The organism is Nocardioides sp. JCM 18998, from assembly GCF_055391535.1.
Window position 1 is genome coordinate 3,832,691 of record NZ_AP043886.1, and the last position, 17,070, is coordinate 3,849,760.

General features: G+C 70.1%; 16 protein-coding genes and 1 pseudogene. 4 read left to right on the forward strand and 13 right to left on the reverse strand.

Features of this window, described 5'->3' with window-relative positions; genetic code table 11:
* Nucleotides 1-10: 10 nt before the first annotated feature.
* Entirely contained in the window at nucleotides 11-1,609 is a 1,599-nt protein-coding gene (locus tag ACZ5L9_RS18090) for an ABC-F family ATP-binding cassette domain-containing protein (protein ID WP_464530420.1), read from the reverse strand.
* A 67-nt stretch (nucleotides 1,610-1,676) separates the two neighbouring features.
* Between ACZ5L9_RS18090 and ypfJ the strand changes: the two genes are divergently transcribed.
* Nucleotides 1,677-2,627, forward strand: a complete 951-nt coding sequence (gene ypfJ, locus ACZ5L9_RS18095) for a KPN_02809 family neutral zinc metallopeptidase (protein ID WP_464530422.1) — start codon at nucleotides 1,677-1,679, stop codon at nucleotides 2,625-2,627.
* 162 nt (nucleotides 2,628-2,789) lie between these two features.
* Here ypfJ and ACZ5L9_RS18100 read toward each other — a convergent pair whose 3' ends face one another.
* From ACZ5L9_RS18100 to ACZ5L9_RS18150, 11 genes and pseudogenes are all read right to left on the reverse strand, one after another.
* Nucleotides 2,790-3,692 carry an aminoglycoside phosphotransferase family protein gene (locus tag ACZ5L9_RS18100; RefSeq protein ID WP_464530424.1) on the reverse strand — a complete coding sequence of 301 codons (903 nt, stop codon included), beginning with the start codon at nucleotides 3,690-3,692 and terminating at the stop codon, nucleotides 2,790-2,792.
* A gap of 9 nt (nucleotides 3,693-3,701) precedes the next feature.
* A complete protein-coding gene (locus tag ACZ5L9_RS18105; RefSeq protein WP_464530426.1) occupies nucleotides 3,702-5,291 on the reverse strand; it encodes an ABC transporter permease in 1,590 nt (529 codons plus the stop codon).
* Between the two features lie 89 nt (nucleotides 5,292-5,380).
* A pseudogene (locus tag ACZ5L9_RS18110) lies at nucleotides 5,381-6,037 on the reverse strand (ABC transporter ATP-binding protein); the annotation flags it as partial.
* A gap of 75 nt (nucleotides 6,038-6,112) precedes the next feature.
* The gene (locus ACZ5L9_RS18115; RefSeq protein ID WP_464530428.1) at nucleotides 6,113-6,709 is read right to left on the reverse strand and encodes an acVLRF1 family peptidyl-tRNA hydrolase; all 597 of its coding nucleotides are present in this window, start codon (nucleotides 6,707-6,709) and stop codon (nucleotides 6,113-6,115) included.
* Nucleotides 6,710-6,913: 204 nt separating this feature from the next.
* Complete coding sequence (locus tag ACZ5L9_RS18120; protein WP_464536914.1) at nucleotides 6,914-7,246, reverse strand: metal-sulfur cluster assembly factor; 333 nt, start codon at nucleotides 7,244-7,246, stop codon at nucleotides 6,914-6,916.
* Between the two features lie 26 nt (nucleotides 7,247-7,272).
* A complete protein-coding gene (gene sufU / locus ACZ5L9_RS18125; protein WP_464530430.1) occupies nucleotides 7,273-7,725 on the reverse strand; it encodes a Fe-S cluster assembly sulfur transfer protein SufU in 453 nt (150 codons plus the stop codon).
* 17 nt (nucleotides 7,726-7,742) lie between these two features.
* A complete protein-coding gene (locus tag ACZ5L9_RS18130) occupies nucleotides 7,743-9,068 on the reverse strand; it encodes a cysteine desulfurase (RefSeq protein WP_464530432.1) in 1,326 nt (441 codons plus the stop codon).
* Nucleotides 9,069-9,070: 2 nt separating this feature from the next.
* Complete coding sequence (sufC, locus tag ACZ5L9_RS18135) at nucleotides 9,071-9,829, reverse strand: Fe-S cluster assembly ATPase SufC (protein ID WP_464530434.1); 759 nt, start codon at nucleotides 9,827-9,829, stop codon at nucleotides 9,071-9,073.
* Nucleotides 9,829-11,049: a Fe-S cluster assembly protein SufD gene (gene sufD, locus ACZ5L9_RS18140; protein ID WP_464530436.1), complete on the reverse strand. Its 1,221-nt coding sequence runs from the start codon at nucleotides 11,047-11,049 to the stop codon at nucleotides 9,829-9,831. The genes sufC and sufD overlap by 1 nt, the downstream gene beginning before the upstream one ends.
* Nucleotides 11,049-12,467, reverse strand: a complete 1,419-nt coding sequence (gene sufB, locus ACZ5L9_RS18145; protein ID WP_464530438.1) for a Fe-S cluster assembly protein SufB — start codon at nucleotides 12,465-12,467, stop codon at nucleotides 11,049-11,051. Before sufB ends, sufD begins: the two co-directional genes overlap by 1 nt.
* A complete protein-coding gene (locus ACZ5L9_RS18150; RefSeq protein ID WP_464530440.1) occupies nucleotides 12,464-13,198 on the reverse strand; it encodes a helix-turn-helix transcriptional regulator in 735 nt (244 codons plus the stop codon). The genes sufB and ACZ5L9_RS18150 overlap by 4 nt, the downstream gene beginning before the upstream one ends.
* A gap of 140 nt (nucleotides 13,199-13,338) precedes the next feature.
* Between ACZ5L9_RS18150 and ACZ5L9_RS18155 the strand changes: the two genes are divergently transcribed.
* Genes ACZ5L9_RS18155 through ACZ5L9_RS18165 form a run of 3 tightly spaced genes read left to right on the forward strand, consistent with a single transcriptional unit; the run spans nucleotide 13,339 to nucleotide 15,861 of the window.
* The gene (locus tag ACZ5L9_RS18155) at nucleotides 13,339-14,199 is read left to right on the forward strand and encodes an ABC transporter ATP-binding protein (RefSeq protein WP_464530442.1); all 861 of its coding nucleotides are present in this window, start codon (nucleotides 13,339-13,341) and stop codon (nucleotides 14,197-14,199) included.
* The gene (locus tag ACZ5L9_RS18160) at nucleotides 14,192-14,971 is read left to right on the forward strand and encodes an ABC transporter permease (protein WP_464530444.1); all 780 of its coding nucleotides are present in this window, start codon (nucleotides 14,192-14,194) and stop codon (nucleotides 14,969-14,971) included. The genes ACZ5L9_RS18155 and ACZ5L9_RS18160 overlap by 8 nt, the downstream gene beginning before the upstream one ends.
* Nucleotides 14,968-15,861 (forward strand): COX15/CtaA family protein, encoded by an 894-nt coding sequence (locus ACZ5L9_RS18165; protein ID WP_464530446.1) that lies wholly within the window; start codon nucleotides 14,968-14,970, stop codon nucleotides 15,859-15,861. The genes ACZ5L9_RS18160 and ACZ5L9_RS18165 overlap by 4 nt, the downstream gene beginning before the upstream one ends.
* 100 nt (nucleotides 15,862-15,961) lie before the next feature.
* Here the strand turns inward: ACZ5L9_RS18165 and ACZ5L9_RS18170 are convergent, their stop codons facing one another.
* Nucleotides 15,962-16,888, reverse strand: coding sequence for a DUF559 domain-containing protein (locus tag ACZ5L9_RS18170; RefSeq protein ID WP_464530448.1), 927 nt, complete (start codon nucleotides 16,886-16,888; stop codon nucleotides 15,962-15,964).
* Nucleotides 16,889-17,070: the final 182 nt, after the last annotated feature.

Below are 17,070 nucleotides of genomic sequence, written 5' to 3' on the forward strand. Positions count from 1 at the left end.
CACCCTCTGATCAGTGGAGCGAGACGAGTTCCGCGTAGGAGTCGTTCCACAGGTCCTCGACGCCGTCGGGGAGGATCAGCACGCGGTCCGGCTCGAGCGCGTGCACGGCGCCCTCGTCGTGGGTGACCAGGATGATCGCGCCCTCGTAGGTGCGGATCGCGTTGAGGACCTCCTCGCGAGAGGCCGGGTCGAGGTTGTTGGTCGGCTCGTCGAGCAGCAGCACGTTGGCCTGGCTGACGACCAGCGAGGCGAGCGCGAGTCGGGTCTTCTCGCCACCGGACAGCACGCCGGCCGGCTTGTGCGCGTCGTCGCCCTGGAAGAGGAACGCACCGAGGACCGTACGGGCCTCGACGTCGGTCAGCTGCGGCGCGGCCGACTGCATGTTCTGCAGCACCGAGCGCTCGATGTCGAGCGTCTCGTGCTCCTGGGCGTAGTAGCCGATCTTCAGGCCGTGGCCCGGCACGATCTCGCCGGTGTCCGGCTTGTCGACGCCGGCGAGGATGCGCAGCATCGTGGTCTTGCCGGCTCCGTTGAGACCGAGGATGACCACCCGCGAGCCCTTGTCGATCGCGAGGTCGACGGCGGTGAAGATCTCCAGCGCGCCGTACGACTTGGACAGGTCCTTCGCCATCAGCGGGGTCTTGCCCGACGGCTGCGGCGAAGGGAACTTGATCGCGGCGACCTTGTCGGTCTGACGCTCGCCCTCGAGGCCGACGGTGAGCTTCGCGGCGCGCTTGAGCATGGACTGGGCCGCCGAGGCGCCGGAGGCCCGGGCCTTCATCTTGTTGGCCTGGTCGGTGAGCGTCTTGGCCTTGTTCTGCGCGTTCATCATCTCGCGCTTGCGGCGGGCCTCATCGGTCTCGCGCTGCTGGAGGTACGGCTTCCAGCCCATGTTGTAGACGTCGATCGCGGCCCGGTTGGCATCGAGGTGGAAGACCTTGTTGACGGTCTCCTCGAGCAGGTCGTTGTCGTGGGAGATCACGATGAAGCCGCCCTTGAACGTCTTCATCCACTCGCGCAACCAGATGATGGAGTCGGCGTCGAGGTGGTTGGTCGGCTCGTCGAGGATCAGCACCTCGGCGTCGCTGAACAGGATCCGGACCAGCTCGACGCGGCGGCGCTGGCCACCGGAGAGGGTCTTCAGCGGCTGCTCCCACAAGCGCTCCGGGAGGCCCAGGGCGTGCGCGATCCGCTTGGCCTCGGACTCGGCCGCGTAGCCGCCGCCGGCCTCGAACTCGTCGAGGGCCCGGGCGAAGCGCCGCATGCCCTTGTCGTGCACCTTCTGCTCCGTGGAGGACATCTGCTCCTCGGCCGAGCGCATCCGCCGTACGGCGTCGTCGAGACCGCGTGCGGACAGGATCCGGTCGCGCACCGGGATCTCCGGATCACCGACGCGCGGATCCTGCGGCAGATAGCCGAGCTCGCCGGCGCGGGAGACCTCGCCTGCGGCGGGCGCCAGGTCACCGGCAAGCACCTTGGTGAGGGTGGTCTTGCCGGCGCCGTTGCGGCCGACCAGACCGACCTTGTCGCCGGGGCCGACGCGGAAGCTGACGTTCTCCATGAGGAGGCGCGCACCGACGCGGACCTCGAGGCTCTGGGCGGTGATCATGAGGTCGCCTAGTCTAGGGCGCGGGGGTCACGCCCCTGCATTCGCCGAAGATCCGTGGGGACGACAGATGCGCTTCAACGCCAAGGCTCGACTCGACTCGAGCCGCACCCGCGACGTGGGCGGATCGAGGGGCGCCGGTGGCAGCAGCAGCATCGGGTTGCCGCACATCGCCGGCGGTGGGGGCGTCATCGGCGTGATCGTCGTGGTGATCGTCGTCCTCCTGCAGATGCAGGGCGGCGGTGGCGGTCTCGGCGCGGCGATCAACGGCTCGGCGTTCACCACCGACTCCCTGGGCCTCACGGGCGCTGGCGGCACTGCCTTCGACTACGGCACGTGCCGGACCGGCCAGGACGCCAACGACAGCGACGAATGCGCGCTGGTGGCGGTCGAGAACTCACTGACCGACTACTGGTCGAAGCAGCCCCAGGTCGCCGGCCGGTTCCAGCCCGAGGCGGCGATCGACGTCTTCCGCGGCGCGGTGCAGACCAACGGCTGCGGCAACGCGACCAGTGACGTCGGCCCGTTCTACTGCGCCGGCGATCAGACGATCTACCTCGACACCGCCTTCTACGACACCATCTACCGACAGCTCGGCGGCGACGCCACCCCGTTCGTGCGGGCGTACGTCATCGCACACGAGTACGGCCACCACATCCAGGACCTGCTCGGCACGATGGGCAAGGTCCGCACCCAGCAGGGTGCCACGTCCGATTCGGTCCGGCTCGAGCTGCAGGCCGACTGCTACGCGGGCATGTGGGCCGCGGCCGCCACCACCGTGCCGGACGCCGACGGCGACGTGCTGATCGAGGACCTGACCCGCCAGGACATCGACGACGCGATCGGCGCCGCCAAGACCGTCGGCGACGACTACATCCAGCAGCGGGCCGGTGGTCGGGTCAACCCCGAGCAGTGGACGCACGGCTCCTCGGCCGAGCGCGAGCACTGGTTCGAGACCGGCCTGAATGCACACGACAACCTCCGCGCCTGCGACACGTTCTCCGCCAAGAGCCTCGGTTGAGAGGTCACATTTCGCGGCTCGAGACGTCACCTATCGGGCGTTGAGGTGTCACGTGTCGGGCCGCGAGAGGTCCGTTCTCGTGGCGTGAAGGGTCATCTGTCGCCAGCGAGATGACCCCTCGGCCCTCAACTACCGACCGCTCGACCGTCGAGAAGTGACCACTCAGCCGATCAGGGCCTCGACGGCGGCGAACTGACGCTGCAGGGCGCGCAGATGCGGGGCGACGGCGGGGTGACGGAACTTGGAGACCAGGGCACCCTCTCCCCCGGCGACGCGGGCCAGCGCCCACTCGGCGCGGGTCAGCGCGGTGTAGACGGCGCTGATCTGGGCGGCTCGGGTGACCTGCCCGCGAGTGGCCAGGCCGTCGGGCAGGCCGAGCAGGTAAGCGTCCAGCAGCGGCTCGAACTCCTCGCGAGCCGTGATGAGATAGAGACCCAGGTCGGCACCGGCGGCGCCGTATCCCAGGCACGCCCAGTCGAGCGCGACCAGCAGGTCGCCGTCGCGGCCGGGCAGGTTGGCCGGCGTCGGATCGCCGTGCTGGGCGACCTGCGGCAGCGCGTCGAGCTCGTCGAGGAAGGCCTCGCGTCGCCGCCAGAGCTCGTGCGCGGCGTCGGCGACGGTCGTGCGCTCCAGGGTCGGCCAGCCGCCGCGCGCCTCGACGCGCCGTAGCCGGTCGCGGAGCTGGTTGCGGGCGAGCCACCGCACGTGCGCCAGGTCGGCGCCGGCGAAGCGGCCGAGGGCGTGCATGACGAAGAGCCCGGCGTTCGCGCTGTCCTCCACCCACTCGGTGGTGAGCGTGATCCCCTCGGCGTCCTCCTCGATCGCCGTCGGGGCGTGTCGCACTCCGGGGACGTCGTCGAGCAGCCCGTACGAGGCGACGTCGGCCTCGCGCCGCCAGTAGGCGAAGTGCCGTGGATCGCTGAGCTGGGGCGGGTCGTGCGGTCCCGGGGCGGCGAGCCGCTTGATCACGACGGCCTGCTCCCCCAGCGAGGCACGCCAGAGCCCGAGCGTGGACGTACCCGTCCCACCAGGCATCGGATGCCACCCCGGCTCGGGCTGCCACATGATCGGAAACTATCCGATGTCACGCCGTTCGAAGCGCAACCACGCAACGAGCGCGATCGTGCCGGCGATCGCGATGAGCACCACGAAGGGCAGCCAGCGCCAGGGATCCGCCGGGTAGGCCGGCACCGAGGAGTACGGCGAGACGTGGACGATCCAGCCCGGCAGGTGCAGCAGGTCGCCCGCCACGGTCAGGAAGACGCACCCGCCCAGTGCCGCCCAGCCGAGCGCGGCACGATGCGCGCTCCGCGCGTGGCACAGCAGCGCGACCCCGACGACGACCCACGCGGCCGGGATCCAGGCGAGAGCGGCGACCAGGGCGGTCCATGACCGACCGCCGTCGTCGCCGTAACCGCCGAGGATCAGGCCCAGCCAGAGCCCGATGCCGGTCAGCACGAGGAGCCACGCGACCCCGCCGAGCGCGACCAGGGACGTCGCCCGCCACCACGAGCCGCGCGAGGCGCCGGTCGAGAGCGCGAGCTCGGCCCGACCGGCTGTCTCGTCGTCGGCGGCGTGGGTGATCACGGCGATGCCGAAGCAGGTGACGAGGATCCCGGCGACCGAGAGGATCGCCGCGATCAGGGCGCCGCCGAGCTGGTCCAGCACCTCCTGGACGTTGACCGAGTCGAGCAGCTCCTGCAGCCCCGGCGCGATCGCACCGAACAGGACGCCCAGCGCGAGGCATCCCAGGCTCCACAGGGGCAGGGCGAGCGACTGGTTGCGGAGCACGAGCGCGTACGGGCCGGCGAAGGTTCGTCGCCCATCGACGCGACCCGGGCGTGCCGCCACCAGTCCCGAGCCCAGGTCGCGATGCGCCCGCATCGCCTGGGCGGCCAGCAGCAACGTGCCCGCCGTGAGGGGGTAGAGCAGGCCCACCCAGGGGCGGGTGCCGCTCCACGCCCTCAGCTGAGTGTTCCACCCGAGCGGCGAGAGCCAGCTCAGCCACTGCGCGTGGTCCGAGGCGTCGCCGGCGGCCCGGACCGCGAACAGCACCCCCATGATCGCGGCGGCGATGCCTGCGCAGGTACGCGCGCTCGCCGAGACCTGGCAGGCCACCGCACCGACCCCGGTCGCGACCAGGCCGGTGCCGAGCCAGACGACACCGAACCACAGCGAGCCCACCACCGGCAGGCCGCCGACGAGGCACATCAGCGCCACCAGCGCTCCGAGCACGACACCGACGCCAGCCGATTCCGCCACGGCGGCCGCGAGTGGCGCGTCGCGTCCGACGGCCGTGGCGCCGAGCATCTCGGCCCGGCCGCACTCCTCCTCGACCCTGGTGTGCCGGCGGATCAGGGCGATGAAGAGCGCGCAGGCGAACGCCGCATACGTCACGGTCAGCTTCGTCATCGCCAGCTCGCCCAGCGAATGCGGGTCCATCACCCGCCCGTACAGCGCGCGCAGCGCGGGCTGGTCGTTGATCGCCTGCGCGGCCGAGAGGCGGTCGGCGGCGCTGCCGTAGAGCGAGTCGGTGGCGGCGGCCGAGGCGTAGGTCATGAGCGCCATCAGGGCGAGGACGATGCTCACCGGCACCCGGTCGCGGCGCAGGTTCTGCCGCAGCAACCGGCTCGCGCCGGTCGCCGTACCGCCGTCGCGCCTCATCCGTCGTCGGCATCCTGCGCCGGGGCGCGATAGGCGTCCAGGAAGAGGGTCTCGAGGTCGGCGCCGTGCTCCATGCCGGGGTCGCGCCGGCGCAGCTCCTCGAGCGTCCCGGACTCGACCGTACGGCCGTCGCGGATGATCGTGACCCGCGCGGCGAGCCGCTCGACCTCGGAGAGGATGTGGCTCGAGAGCAGGACCGTCGCGCCGCGGGCGAGGTGCTCGGCGACGCACTCGCGGAAGACCTGCTCCATCAGGGGGTCCAGGCCGCTGGTGGGCTCATCGAGGATCAACAGCTCGGTCTCGACGGCGAACGCGGCGATGAGGGCGACCTTCTGTCGGTTCCCCTTGGAGTAGGCCCGACCCTTCTTGGTCGGGTCGAAGCCGAAGCGCTCCATCATCTCGGCCTTGCGGCTCTGGGCCGGATCGGCGCCGCGCATCCGGAGCAGCAGATCGACCGTCTCCCCGCCGGAGAGGTTCGGCCACAGGTCGACGTCGCCGGGGACGTACGCCAACCGGCGGTGGAGGGTCGGCGCATTGCGCCACGGGTCCTCCCCGAAGAGCCGTACGGTGCCGCCGGTCGCGCGCATCAGGCCCAGGAGGATCCGGATGGTGGTCGACTTGCCGGCGCCGTTGGGTCCGAGGAAGCCGTGCACCTCGCCCGCCTGGACGCGCAGGTCGAACCCGTCGAGCGCCCGGACGTGGCCGAACGTCTTGACCAGCCCCCGGACGTCGATCACGGCGCTCATCGCCGGGCACCGGCTGTTTCGAACGTCGTCGCCGCGCCGGCGATCGCTGCGTCGTGGCACGCCATGCCGGCGACTCTAGCCAGCCGGGGTCTCGGCGTTGATGACATCGACCAGGACGCTCTGCGCGTCGCCGATCGCCTTCTCCAGCACGTCGCGGCGCGGGTCGCTGATGTGCCCGTGCACCAGGACGGTGTCGTCCGGGCGCGCCTCCTCGATGCCGCCGTAGACCAGCGGCCCGGTCAGTCCGTCGAGGATCCGGGCGGCGTGCCCGTCGGCCGCCTCCAGGGCGGCTCGGGCCTGGTTGTCGCGCCTGCGGGCGAACCGCTGCTGGCTCCACCCGCCGGCCTTGGTCCGCCCCTGCACGTGCCGCTTGCCGACCTTGCTCGCGGTGATCTCGGGCCCGGAGAGCCTCGCGACGGCGAAGCCGCCCTTGCGGATCAGCAGCACGCCCCAGTCCGCCGGGGGCGCAGCGGCCTCCGCGAACGCTGTCACCGACACGGCACCGTCGTACGAGCGCTCGAACGGAAGGCGCGCCGAGAACGTCGACCCGTCGGGAGCGACCCCGCACAGGGCACCGTCGCTCACCGAGAGCTCAGCCGCTCCCCCATGCCGAGCGCAGAAGTTTTCGATCCAGCGACCGATCCTCACCACCGACACCAGCACCACAGCCACCCGCCAACCCTAGCCAGCGGCGCCCGCCGCGCGGACGGGCGTGGTGCGGACGAACGGTCGAACGCCGCGGGGCTCCTCGCCGGACGACATCCGACCCAAGCGCGACGCAAGCCACCGTCCGGCGTGTCCCCTCGGTGTTCGCGCCGGGCGGGAGCGCCCGACGGCCGGCCGGGCGGTGGGCGCCGTCAGGCGCCTACCCACGTCTCAGACGTTGAACCCCAACGCCCGCAGCATCTCGCGGCCATCCGGCGTGATCTTGTCCGGCCCCCACGGCGGCATCCAGACCCAGTTGATGTGCACGTCGTTGACCATGCCCTCGAGGGCCGTGTTGGTCTGGTCGGTGATGACGTCGGTCAGCGGGCAGGCCGCCGAGGTGAGCGTCATGTCGAGGACGACGCGGGAGTCCTCCTCGATGTGGATGCCGTAGACCAGGCCGAGGTCGACGACGTTGATGCCGAGCTCGGGGTCGACGACGTCCTTCATCGCCTCGGAGACGTCATCCAGCGTGAGGGTCGCGCCGTCGGCGACGCTCCCCATGATCGATGCGGCGGTCAGGTCCTCGGTCATCGGTTCTCCTCCTTGGCGGCCTGGGTGGAGGCGTCCTGGAACGCCATCCAGCCCAGCAGCGCGCACTTGATTCGGGCGGTCAGCTTGGCGGCTCCGGCGAAGGCGACGGCGTCCTCGAGGACGTCCTCGTCGGGCTCCACCTGACCCTTGCCGCGCATCATCTCCAGGAACGCCGCGTGGATCGGCTCGACCTCGGTGAGGGTCTTGCCGACCAGCAGCTCGGTCATCACCGACACCGAGGCCGAGGAGATCGAGCAGCCGAGGTTCTCGTACGAGATGTCGCGTACGACGTCGCCGTCGAGATGAACACGCAGGGTGATCTCGTCGCCACAGGTCGGGTTCACGTGGTGGACCTCGGCCTCGTACGGCTCGCGCAGGCCGGAGTTCAGCTTGCGCTTCGCGTGGTCGAGGATGATGTCCTGGTACAGGGAATCCAATTCGGAGCTCATCGCACTCTCCCCCTTCCTCAGGCCAACTTGAAGTAGGAGCGGGTGTATTCCAGGCCCTCGATCAGCGAGTCGATCTCGGCCGGCGTCGTGTAGAGGTACGACGACATCCGGGTCGAGGCCTGCACGCCGAAGCGGGCGTGCGCCGGCTTGGCGCAGTGGTGCCCGGCCCGTACGGCGATGCCCTTCGAGTCCAGCACCTGGGCGATGTCGTGCGGGTGCACGCCGTCGAGCTCGAAGGAGATCGCGCCGCCGCGCTGGGTCGCGTCGAGCGGACCGAGCACCTTCAGGCCCGGGACCGTGGCGAGCCCCTCGAGGGCATACGCGGTGATCGCCTGCTCGTGGGCGTGGATCGCATCGAGCCCGAGGTGGCCCAGGTACTCGACCGCGGCGCCGAGGCCGACGGCCTCGACGATCGGCGGGGTGCCGGCCTCGAACTTGTGCGGGATCCCGGCGTAGGTCGAGCGCTCCATCCGGACGGTGGCGATCATCTCGCCGCCGCCGAGGAACGGCGGCAGCTGCTCGAGCAGCTCGCGCCGGCCCCAGAGCACGCCGATGCCGGTCGGGCCGACGGTCTTGTGGCCGGTGAAGGCCAGGAAGTCGGGACGCTCCTCGAGCGGCATCCCGGCCAGGTCGATCGGCAGCTGCGGCGCGGCCTGGGAGGCGTCGACCACGACGATCGCGCCCACGGCGTGGGCACGCTTGGCGATCTCGGCCACCGGCAGGATCGTGCCGAGCATGTTGGAGACCCACGCCAGCGAGACGACCTTGGTGCGCTCGTTGATCAGGTCGTCGATGTTCGACACGTCGAGGTGGCCGTCGTCGGTCAGCCCGAACCAGCGCAGAGTCGCGCCGGTCCGCTCTGCGAGCAGCTGCCAGGGCACGATGTTGGAGTGGTGCTCCAGCTCGGTGATGACGATCTCATCACCCTCGCCGATGCTCAGATCGGCCCCCGAGCCGGTCGTGGGGCGGGCCCACGCGAGCGTGTTCGCCACCAGGTTGAGCGCCTCCGAGGCGTTCTTGGTGAAGATCACCTCGTCGCGGTCCGGCGCGCCGATGAAGCGCGCAACCGCATCCCGGCCACCCTCGAACGCCTCGGTCGACTCCGCACCGAGGTGGTGCATCGCACGCGCGATGTTGGCGTTGTGCCGCTCGAGGTGGTCGACCATCGTGTCGATCACGATCTGCGGCTTCTGCGAGGTGTTGGCGCTGTCGAGGTACACGAGAGGTACCGCAGCGCCACCATCCACAGCGAAGGAGCGCTCGAGGATCGGGAAGTCCTTGCGGACGATCTCGAGCTCGGGCAGCAGGCCGGCCAACCCGGAGGTCGAGCCTGTCGAGACCATGGTCAGACCGCCACGCCGGTGTACTTCGCGTAGCCGTTGGCCTCGAGCTCGTCGGCGAGCTCCTGGCCACCCGACTCCGCGATCCGGCCGTCGACGAAGACGTGTACGAAGTCCGGCTTCACGTAGCGCAGGATGCGGGTGTAGTGCGTGATCAGCAGGACGCCCTTCCCCTCGCGCGCAGCGAAGTCGTTGATGCCCTGCGAGACGACCTTCAGCGCGTCGATGTCGAGTCCGGAGTCGATCTCGTCGAGGATCGCCACCTTCGGGTCCAGCAGGTCGAGCTGGGCGATCTCGGCGCGCTTCTTCTCACCGCCGGAGAAGCCCTCGTTGACCGAGCGCTGCGAGAACGCGGCGTCGAGGTTCATCCGGTCCAGGGCGCCGTTGACGTCCTTGACCCAGGTGCGCAGCTTGGGGGCCTCACCGTCGAGGGCCGTCTTGGCCGTACGCAGGAAGTTGGCCATCGACACACCGGGGACCTCGACCGGGTACTGCATCGCGAGGAAGAGGCCGGCCCGCGCCCGCTCGTCCGGCGACATCTCGAGCAGGTCCTTGCCGTCGAGCGTCACCGTGCCGCCGGTGATCGTGTACTTCGGGTGACCCGCGATGGCGTACGCGGTGGTCGACTTGCCCGAGCCGTTGGGGCCCATGATCGCGTGGGTCTCGCCGTCCTTGATGGTCAGCGTGACGCCCTTGAGGATCTCCTTGGGGCCGTCCTCGGTGTCGACCGAGACCTGCAGGTCCTTGATCTCAAGCGTGCTCATCAGGCGTTGTCCTTCTCGTTGTTCAGTACGTTCTTGGCGAGCTCTGCCTCCACGGTGGCGGTGAGCTTCTCCTCCAGGTCTCCGACCCCGATCTGGCGGATCAGGTCGTTGAAGAACCCGTGCACGACCAGGCGGCGCGCCTCGGACTCCGGGATGCCGCGGCTGCGCAGGTAGAACAGCTGCTCGTCGTCGAAGCGGCCGACCGCCGACGCGTGGCCCGCGCCCTCGATCTCGCCGGTCTCGATCTCCAAGTTGGGGACCGAGTCGGCCTGGCAGCCGTCGGTGAGGACGAGGTTGCGGTTCTCCTCGTAGGTCTCGATGCCCTCGGCGACCTTGCGGATCAGCACGTTGCCGATCCACACGGTGCGCGCGCCCTCGCCCTGCAGCGCGCCCTTGTAGACCACGTGCGACTTGGTCTTTGGGGCGGTGTGGTCGACGAAGAGGCGGTGCTCGATGTGCTGGCCAGCGTCGGCGAAGTAGAGGCCCAGCATCTCGACCGAGCCGCCGGGGCCGGCGTACTCGGCGGTGCTGTCGTTGCGGACCACGTTGCCGCCGAAGGTGACGTCGATGTGCTTGAACTGCGCGTCGCGGCCGACCTTGATGTGGCGGTGACCCACGTGCACGGCGTCGTCGGCCCAGTCGTCGATGGAGACCACGGTCAGCTGGGCGCCGTCCTCGACCACGATCTCGACGTTGTCGGCGAGCGTCGCCGAGCCCTCGAAGTGGAAGACGACGGTTGCCTTGGAGAAGCGGCCGGCCCGGACGACGACGTGCTGCGCGACGGCCGGCTCCACACCGGTGCCGCGGACGATGATGACGCTGGCGTCCTCGACCACCGTGTCGGCGGGGATCTCGTACAGCACGACGCCCGGGGCCGCCTCGGCGACGCGGGCGGCGATCCGGTCGGTCGGCACGAAGCCGGCCACGCCGATCAGGCCCGGGGCGTCGTCGACGACCTCGACACCCTCGGCGAGCTGCTCGACGACCTCCAGCGCGCCGCCGAAGGTGGCGTCGGTGTGCAGGCCACGCAGCCGCTTGAGCGGAGTGAAGCGCCAGATCTCCTCACGACCGGTCGGGACCGGGTGGTCCGCCAGGTCGAAGGAGCCCTCCGGGTGGAGGTGGGACTCGACGCGCTCGTTGGTGGCGTCGAGCTCGAGGGCGGCGGCCATCGAGCTTGTCGAGATGTTCGCCTCGACAGGCTCGGCGTACGTGTCCGTCATCAGCCGACGGCTCCTTCCATCTGCAGTTCGATGAGGCGGTTGAGCTCGAGGGCGTACTCCATCGGGAGCTCCTTGGCGATCGGCTCGACGAAGCCGCGCACGATCATCGCCATCGCCTCGTCCTCGGCCATGCCGCGGCTCATGAGGTAGAAGAGCTGGTCGTCGGAGACCTTCGAGACCGAGGCCTCGTGACCCATGGAGACGTCGTCCTCGCGGATGTCGACGTAGGGGTACGTGTCGGATCGGCTGATCTGGTCGACCAGCAGCGCGTCGCACAGGACGTTGGACTTCGAGCCGTGCGCGCCCTCGTTGATCTGGATGAGGCCGCGGTACGACGTACGGCCGCCACCACGTGCGACCGACTTCGACAGGATCGAGGACGACGTGTTCGGGGCGGCGTGCACCATCTTCGCGCCCGCGTCCTGGTGCTGGCCCTCGCCCGCGAAGGCGATCGAGAGGGTCTCGCCCTTGGCGTGCTCACCCATGAGGTAGACGGCCGGGTACTTCATCGTGACCTTGGAGCCGATGTTGCCGTCGACCCACTCCATCGTCGCGCCGGCCTCGCAGACCGCACGCTTGGTGACGAGGTTGTAGACGTTGTTCGACCAGTTCTGGATGGTCGTGTAGCGGCAGCGGCCGCCCTTCTTCACGATGATCTCGACGACCGCGGAGTGCAGCGAGTCCGACGAGTAGATCGGCGCGGTGCAGCCCTCGACGTAGTGAACGTAGGCGTCCTCGTCGACGATGATGAGGGTGCGCTCGAACTGGCCCATGTTCTCGGTGTTGATCCGGAAGTAGGCCTGCAGCGGGATGTCCACATGGACGCCCTTGGGCACGTAGATGAACGAGCCGCCCGACCACACCGAGGTGTTGAGCGCGGCGAACTTGTTGTCGCCGACCGGGATGACGGTGCCGAAGTACTCCTTGAAGAGCTCCTCGTGCTGCTTCAGCGCGGTGTCGGTGTCGACGAAGATGACGCCCTGCTCCTCCAGGTCCTCGCGGATCTGGTGGTAGACGACCTCGGACTCGTACTGGGCAGCGACGCCCGCGACGAGGCGCTGCTTCTCCGCTTCCGGGATGCCGAGCTTGTCGTAGGTGTTCTTGATGTCCTCGGGCAGGTCGTCCCAGCTCGCGGCCTGCTTCTCCGTGGAGCGGACGAAGTACTTGATGTTGTCGAAGTCGATGCCCGACAGGTCCGATCCCCACGTGGGCATCGGCTTGCGGCCGAAGAGCTTGAGGCCCTTCAGGCGCAGGTCGAGCATCCACTGCGGCTCCGACTTCTTGCCCGAGATGTCGCGGACGACGTCCTCGTTCAGACCACGCTGCGCGTCGGCGCCGACGTCGTTCTTGTCGGCCCAGCCGAACTCGTACTTGCCGATCCCCTTGAGCTCGGGGTTCAGCTCTTCGATCGAGGTCATACCGTGACCTGCTTCCTCTCATCGGTGCTGCGTGTTCCGGTGGTCGAGCCTGTCGAGACCGGGGTGATGCTGGTGGTGGTCGGGATGCATGTGGTGCAGACGCCGTCGCCGTGGGCGATGGTCGCCAGCCGCTGGACGTGGGTGCCGAGGACCTCGCCGATCGCGGCCGTCTCGGCCTCGCAGAGCTGCGGGAACTCGTGCGCGACGTGGGAGACCGGGCAGTGCTGTTGGCACAACTGCTCGCCCACCACCGGCAATTCCCGGACCGAGGCGACGTAGCCCTCGTCGGTGAAGACCTGGGCGAGGACCTGGGCCGGCGTCAGCTCGGGCTTGCTCTGGCTGATCCGGTCGAAGCCGGCTCGGATGAAGTCGGCACGCTTCACGGCGAAGGCCCGCAGGCCCTCCTCGCCGACCGTCTGCGCGAGGAAGCGCAGCGCCTGGGCGGCGAGGTCGTCGTACTGCTGGTCGAAGCCCTCGCGTCCGCGCTCGGTGAGCGCGAAGGCCTTCGCCGGGCGGCCCCGCCCCTTGGGCGTGTCGCTGCGGGGCTCGCGCGCCTCCACGGCGCCCTCCTCGACGAGCTGGTCGAGGTGGCGTCGTACGGCGGCGGGCGTCAGATCCAGCCGCTCCGCGAGCGCGGCGGCGGTCGAGGGACCGTCGACGAGGATCGACCGGGCCACGCGCTGGCGCGTGTTCTGGTCATCGGCCCGAACGGCCGCCTCGTCGAATTTCACAACACTATTGTGACGATATTGATCGAGTGCTTCAACGAAGGCCACCCTTACCTGCCGACGATGAGAGGCGGATCACGGCCGCACCACCCGCTCTCGCGCCGAAGCGGGGCCTGCGACGGGTCCTCCCTACACTGGCGCGCGTGCCAACCCCCGCTGTCGAGGTCACCGACCTGCGCATGACCTACGGCACCAAGACCGCCGTCGACGGCCTCTCGCTCAGCGTCGAGGCCGGCTCGATCACCGCCGTGCTCGGCCCGAACGGCGCCGGGAAGACCACCACGCTCGAGACGTGCGAGGGCTACCGCAAGCCGCAGGCCGGGCGTGTCCGGGTGCTCGGGCTCGACCCGGTCGCCCAGCGCCGCGAGCTGCTCCCGCGCATCGGCGTGATGCTGCAGGGCCAGGGCGCCTGGAGCGGCGTACGGGCGATGGAGATGCTGCGCCACATCTCCCGGCTGCACGCGCACCCGCTGGACGTGGATCAGCTCGCGGAGCGACTGGGCCTCGGCGAGTGCGGCCGCACGCCGTACCGGCGCCTCTCCGGTGGCCAGCAGCAGCGCCTCGGCCTCGCGATGGCGATCGTCGGGCGCCCCGAGATCGTCTTCGTCGACGAGCCGACCGCCGGCATGGACCCGGCCGCGCGCCGCACCACCTGGGAGCTGCTGCAGGAGTTGCGAGAGTCCGGCGTGACGGTGGTCCTCACCACCCACTACCTGGAGGAGGCCGAGCAGCTCGCCGACCAGGTCCACATCATCGACCACGGCCAGCTGATCGCGTCGGGCTCGCCGGCCGAGCTGACCCGTGGGTCGTCCGCGACGATCCAGCTGGTCGTCGACCAGGAGCTGCCCGCGGACGCCGAGGCGGCCCTGCGCACGTCGGTCGCGGAGTGGAGTGCGAAGTTCGAGGTGGGCGTCCGCTCGATGAGCTTCGGCTCGCGCACTCTGGAGGACGTGTTCCTCGAGCTGACCGGAAGGGGCCTGGAGAATGGCCGGGACCATGACTGACGTCTCGCTGGACCTCTCACCGCGCCCCGGTGGCGCGCCGCTGCTGCGCCAGGTGCTGGCGCAGGCCTCGATGGAGGCGCGGCTGATGCTGCGCAACGGCGAGCAGCTGCTGCTGGCCGTGGTGATCCCGGTGCTGATCCTGGTCGGCGGCGTGACCGCCGGCGAGCACCTCGACCTCAAGCTGACCGACCCCCGCCCGCTGGTCGACATCTTCACGCCCGGCGTGATCGCGCTCGCGGTGATGTCGACCTCCTTCACCTCGCTCGCGATCGCCACCGGCTTCGAGCGCCGCTACGGCGTGATCAAGCGGCTCGGCTCCTCGCCGCTGCCCCGCTCCGGACTCCTGCTCGGCAAGATCCTCGCGCTGCTCGCGGTCCAGCTGGTGCAGATCATCCTGATCGGCGCGGTCGGGCAGCTGCTCGGCTGGACGCCGAAGGCCGGGGTGCTCGGCGCCGTCCTCGCGGTGGCGCTCGGAACGGCGGCGTTCGCGTCGCTGGGCCTGCTGGTCGCCGGCACCCTGCGCGCCGAGGCGACCCTCGCGGCCGCCAACCTCGTCTACCTGCTCCTGATGGCCGGTGGCGCGGTGGTGCTGCCGGTCAGCGCGTACGGTTCCTTCGGCGACGTCGCCCGCTGGCTGCCCTCGGGTGCTCTCGGCGAGGCGATGCGCTCGGCGTTCCTCGACGGCGACGTCGCCTGGCGCGACCTCGGCGTGCTCACCGTGTGGGCGGTCCTCGGGACCACCCTGACTGCTAGGACCTTCAAGTGGGAATGACCTCCACGACACCCGTGGCGTCGGGCGCCAAGACCCCGGGCCGGATCACGGCCTGGCTGCGGGCACGGCTCGTACCGCTCGCCATCGCGAACCTCTGCGCCAACATCCTGCTCGTCGTGACCGGCGGTGTCGTACGGCTCACGTCGTCGGGGCTCGGCTGCCCGACGTGGCCCAAGTGCACCGACGGCTCCTACGTGAAGCACGGCGCGACCGGCATCCACGGCGTCATCGAGTTCAGCAACCGGATGCTGACCTATGTCCTGACCGCGATCGCGATCGCCGTCGTGATCGCCGCCTGGAAGCACGTCGGCCGGGTGCGCCGGCTCGCGATCGGCATCGCCCTGGGCATCCCGCTGCAGGCCGTGATCGGCGGCATCAGCGTGCTCACCGACCTCAACCCGTGGGTCGTCTCGCTGCACCTGCTCGCCTCGATGGCGATGATCGGCCTCTGCGTCTGGATGCTCGACATCCTCTGGTCCCCCACCCGCGAGGCGTCCTCCCCGCGGGTGGCGGCGCTCGCCTGGGCGACCTTCGCCGTCGGTTGGGTGGTGCTCTGGCTCGGCACCGTCGTCACCGGCTCCGGGCCGCACTCGGGTGACCTCGAGTCGAAGCGCACCGGCCTCGACCCGGCGCGGATGTCGCACATCCACGCGTTCGCCGTCGACGTGCTCGTCGCGCTCACCGTGTGGCTGCTCGTGGTCGTGCGGCGCTCCCCCTACCTGCGCCTCGTCGTCGGCGCGCTCCTGGGAGTCGAGCTGCTGCAGGGCGTGGTCGGCTGGATCCAGTACGAGACCGGCCTGCCCGCCTTCGTCGTCGGACTGCACATGCTGGGCGCCGCCCTCACCGCCGCCGGCCTCGCCCGCGTCGTGCTCTCGACCAAGGCCCACTGACTCCGGCCTCCGTCGCGGTTGACTCGGGCCTCCGTCCACGTTGAGTCGGGCCTCCGTCCACGTTGAGTCGGGCCTCCGTCGCGGTCGAGTCTGGCCTCTGTCACCAGCGTCGGTTGTCGTACGCGCTCGCCAGGGCGATCCGCAGCTCGCGGATCCACCGATCCCTGCGCTCTCCGGTGAAGTCACCGTTGCGGATGATGATCGCCGTCCAACCGTGGTCCCGGAGCCACGCATGGCGGGCGGCGTCCCCACGCCGCTGGTCTGCGGTGCGCTCGTGGAAGTCGAAGCCGTCATACTCGATGTAGATGCGACGGCGCACGTAGGCGAAGTCGAGGCGGTACGTGGGCACGCCGTCGATCTCGATCCAGACCTGGGGCTCCGGCATCGGCAGGCCGGCATCGTGGATCTCGAGCCAGGTCCAGGACTCGCGCGGCGACTCGATCCTCGGGTCTACGAGCTGAGCCAGCTCGCGGAGCTGGATGACGCCGCGCCGCCGCTTGAAGCGGGGCAACAGCGCACGAAGGTCGTCCGCGACGACACCGTGCAGGCGGGCGAAGCCGTTGAGAGCCGCCATCGCTTCCCGACGCCGGAGGTTGCATCCGAGATCGAGTGCCGTGCGCAGGGGCGTCGTCACCTGGAGCCCGCCGAGGGTCATGACGTCCTCGGCGAGCAGGTCCCTCGTGCGACCGCGTACGTCATGCCGCTGGGTCGGGGAACTCCCCCGCAGGACGCAGGTCTCGACGGGCGGCAGCACTTCGAGCTCGACGTAGGTGAGCGTGTCGACGCCATGGATGGCGGCGGCCGTGCGATCGACAGCGACGTGCCCGTCGGAGACGACGAGGGCGACCGCCGCGGCACGAAGCACGACGCAGTCCTCCAGATCCGCACGGACGAAGGCCTCCCGTACGACCGCGCGAATCACACCGTCGCTGACCAATCGATAGAACTCGTGCCGCGTCATGCCGAGATCGAGCAGCTCGGCACGTCGGAAGGGTCGATCGGGTATCGCGATCGCGGGAGTGGTCATGTAGCGAGCGTCGACCCGATCCGCACGCCCGTGCCACCGGGACGTGCGAGGCTGTGGAACGGCGCGCACGAACGGCGTCCTGTGCGCGGAATCAGGCCGTTCGTGTACCTGCCGTGGCGCCCGCTCGACCGAGACGGGGACCCGACTCAACCGAGACGGAGACCCGACTCAACGGGTACGGA

What these genes read in the sequence shown, in the direction of transcription:
- ACZ5L9_RS18160 (WP_464530444.1), top strand. Translation starts at nt 14,192, where the DNA reads ATGACTGACGTCTCGCTGGACCTCTCACCGCGCCCCGGTGGCGCGCCG.
- ACZ5L9_RS18120 (WP_464536914.1), bottom strand. Translation starts at nt 7,246, where the DNA reads ATGGGGAGCGTCGCCGACGGCGCGACCCTCACGCTGGATGACGTCTCC.
- ACZ5L9_RS18130 (WP_464530432.1), bottom strand. Translation starts at nt 9,068, where the DNA reads ATGGTCTCGACAGGCTCGACCTCCGGGTTGGCCGGCCTGCTGCCCGAG.
- ypfJ (WP_464530422.1), top strand. Translation starts at nt 1,677, where the DNA reads ATGCGCTTCAACGCCAAGGCTCGACTCGACTCGAGCCGCACCCGCGAC.
- ACZ5L9_RS18105 (WP_464530426.1), bottom strand. Translation starts at nt 5,291, where the DNA reads ATGAGGCGCGACGGCGGTACGGCGACCGGCGCGAGCCGGTTGCTGCGG.
- sufC (WP_464530434.1), bottom strand. Translation starts at nt 9,829, where the DNA reads ATGAGCACGCTTGAGATCAAGGACCTGCAGGTCTCGGTCGACACCGAG.
- ACZ5L9_RS18090 (WP_464530420.1), bottom strand. Translation starts at nt 1,609, where the DNA reads ATGATCACCGCCCAGAGCCTCGAGGTCCGCGTCGGTGCGCGCCTCCTC.
- ACZ5L9_RS18170 (WP_464530448.1), bottom strand. Translation starts at nt 16,888, where the DNA reads ATGACCACTCCCGCGATCGCGATACCCGATCGACCCTTCCGACGTGCC.
- sufU (WP_464530430.1), bottom strand. Translation starts at nt 7,725, where the DNA reads ATGAGCTCCGAATTGGATTCCCTGTACCAGGACATCATCCTCGACCAC.
- sufB (WP_464530438.1), bottom strand. Translation starts at nt 12,467, where the DNA reads ATGACCTCGATCGAAGAGCTGAACCCCGAGCTCAAGGGGATCGGCAAG.
- sufD (WP_464530436.1), bottom strand. Translation starts at nt 11,049, where the DNA reads ATGACGGACACGTACGCCGAGCCTGTCGAGGCGAACATCTCGACAAGC.
- ACZ5L9_RS18100 (WP_464530424.1), bottom strand. Translation starts at nt 3,692, where the DNA reads ATGTGGCAGCCCGAGCCGGGGTGGCATCCGATGCCTGGTGGGACGGGT.
- ACZ5L9_RS18165 (WP_464530446.1), top strand. Translation starts at nt 14,968, where the DNA reads ATGACCTCCACGACACCCGTGGCGTCGGGCGCCAAGACCCCGGGCCGG.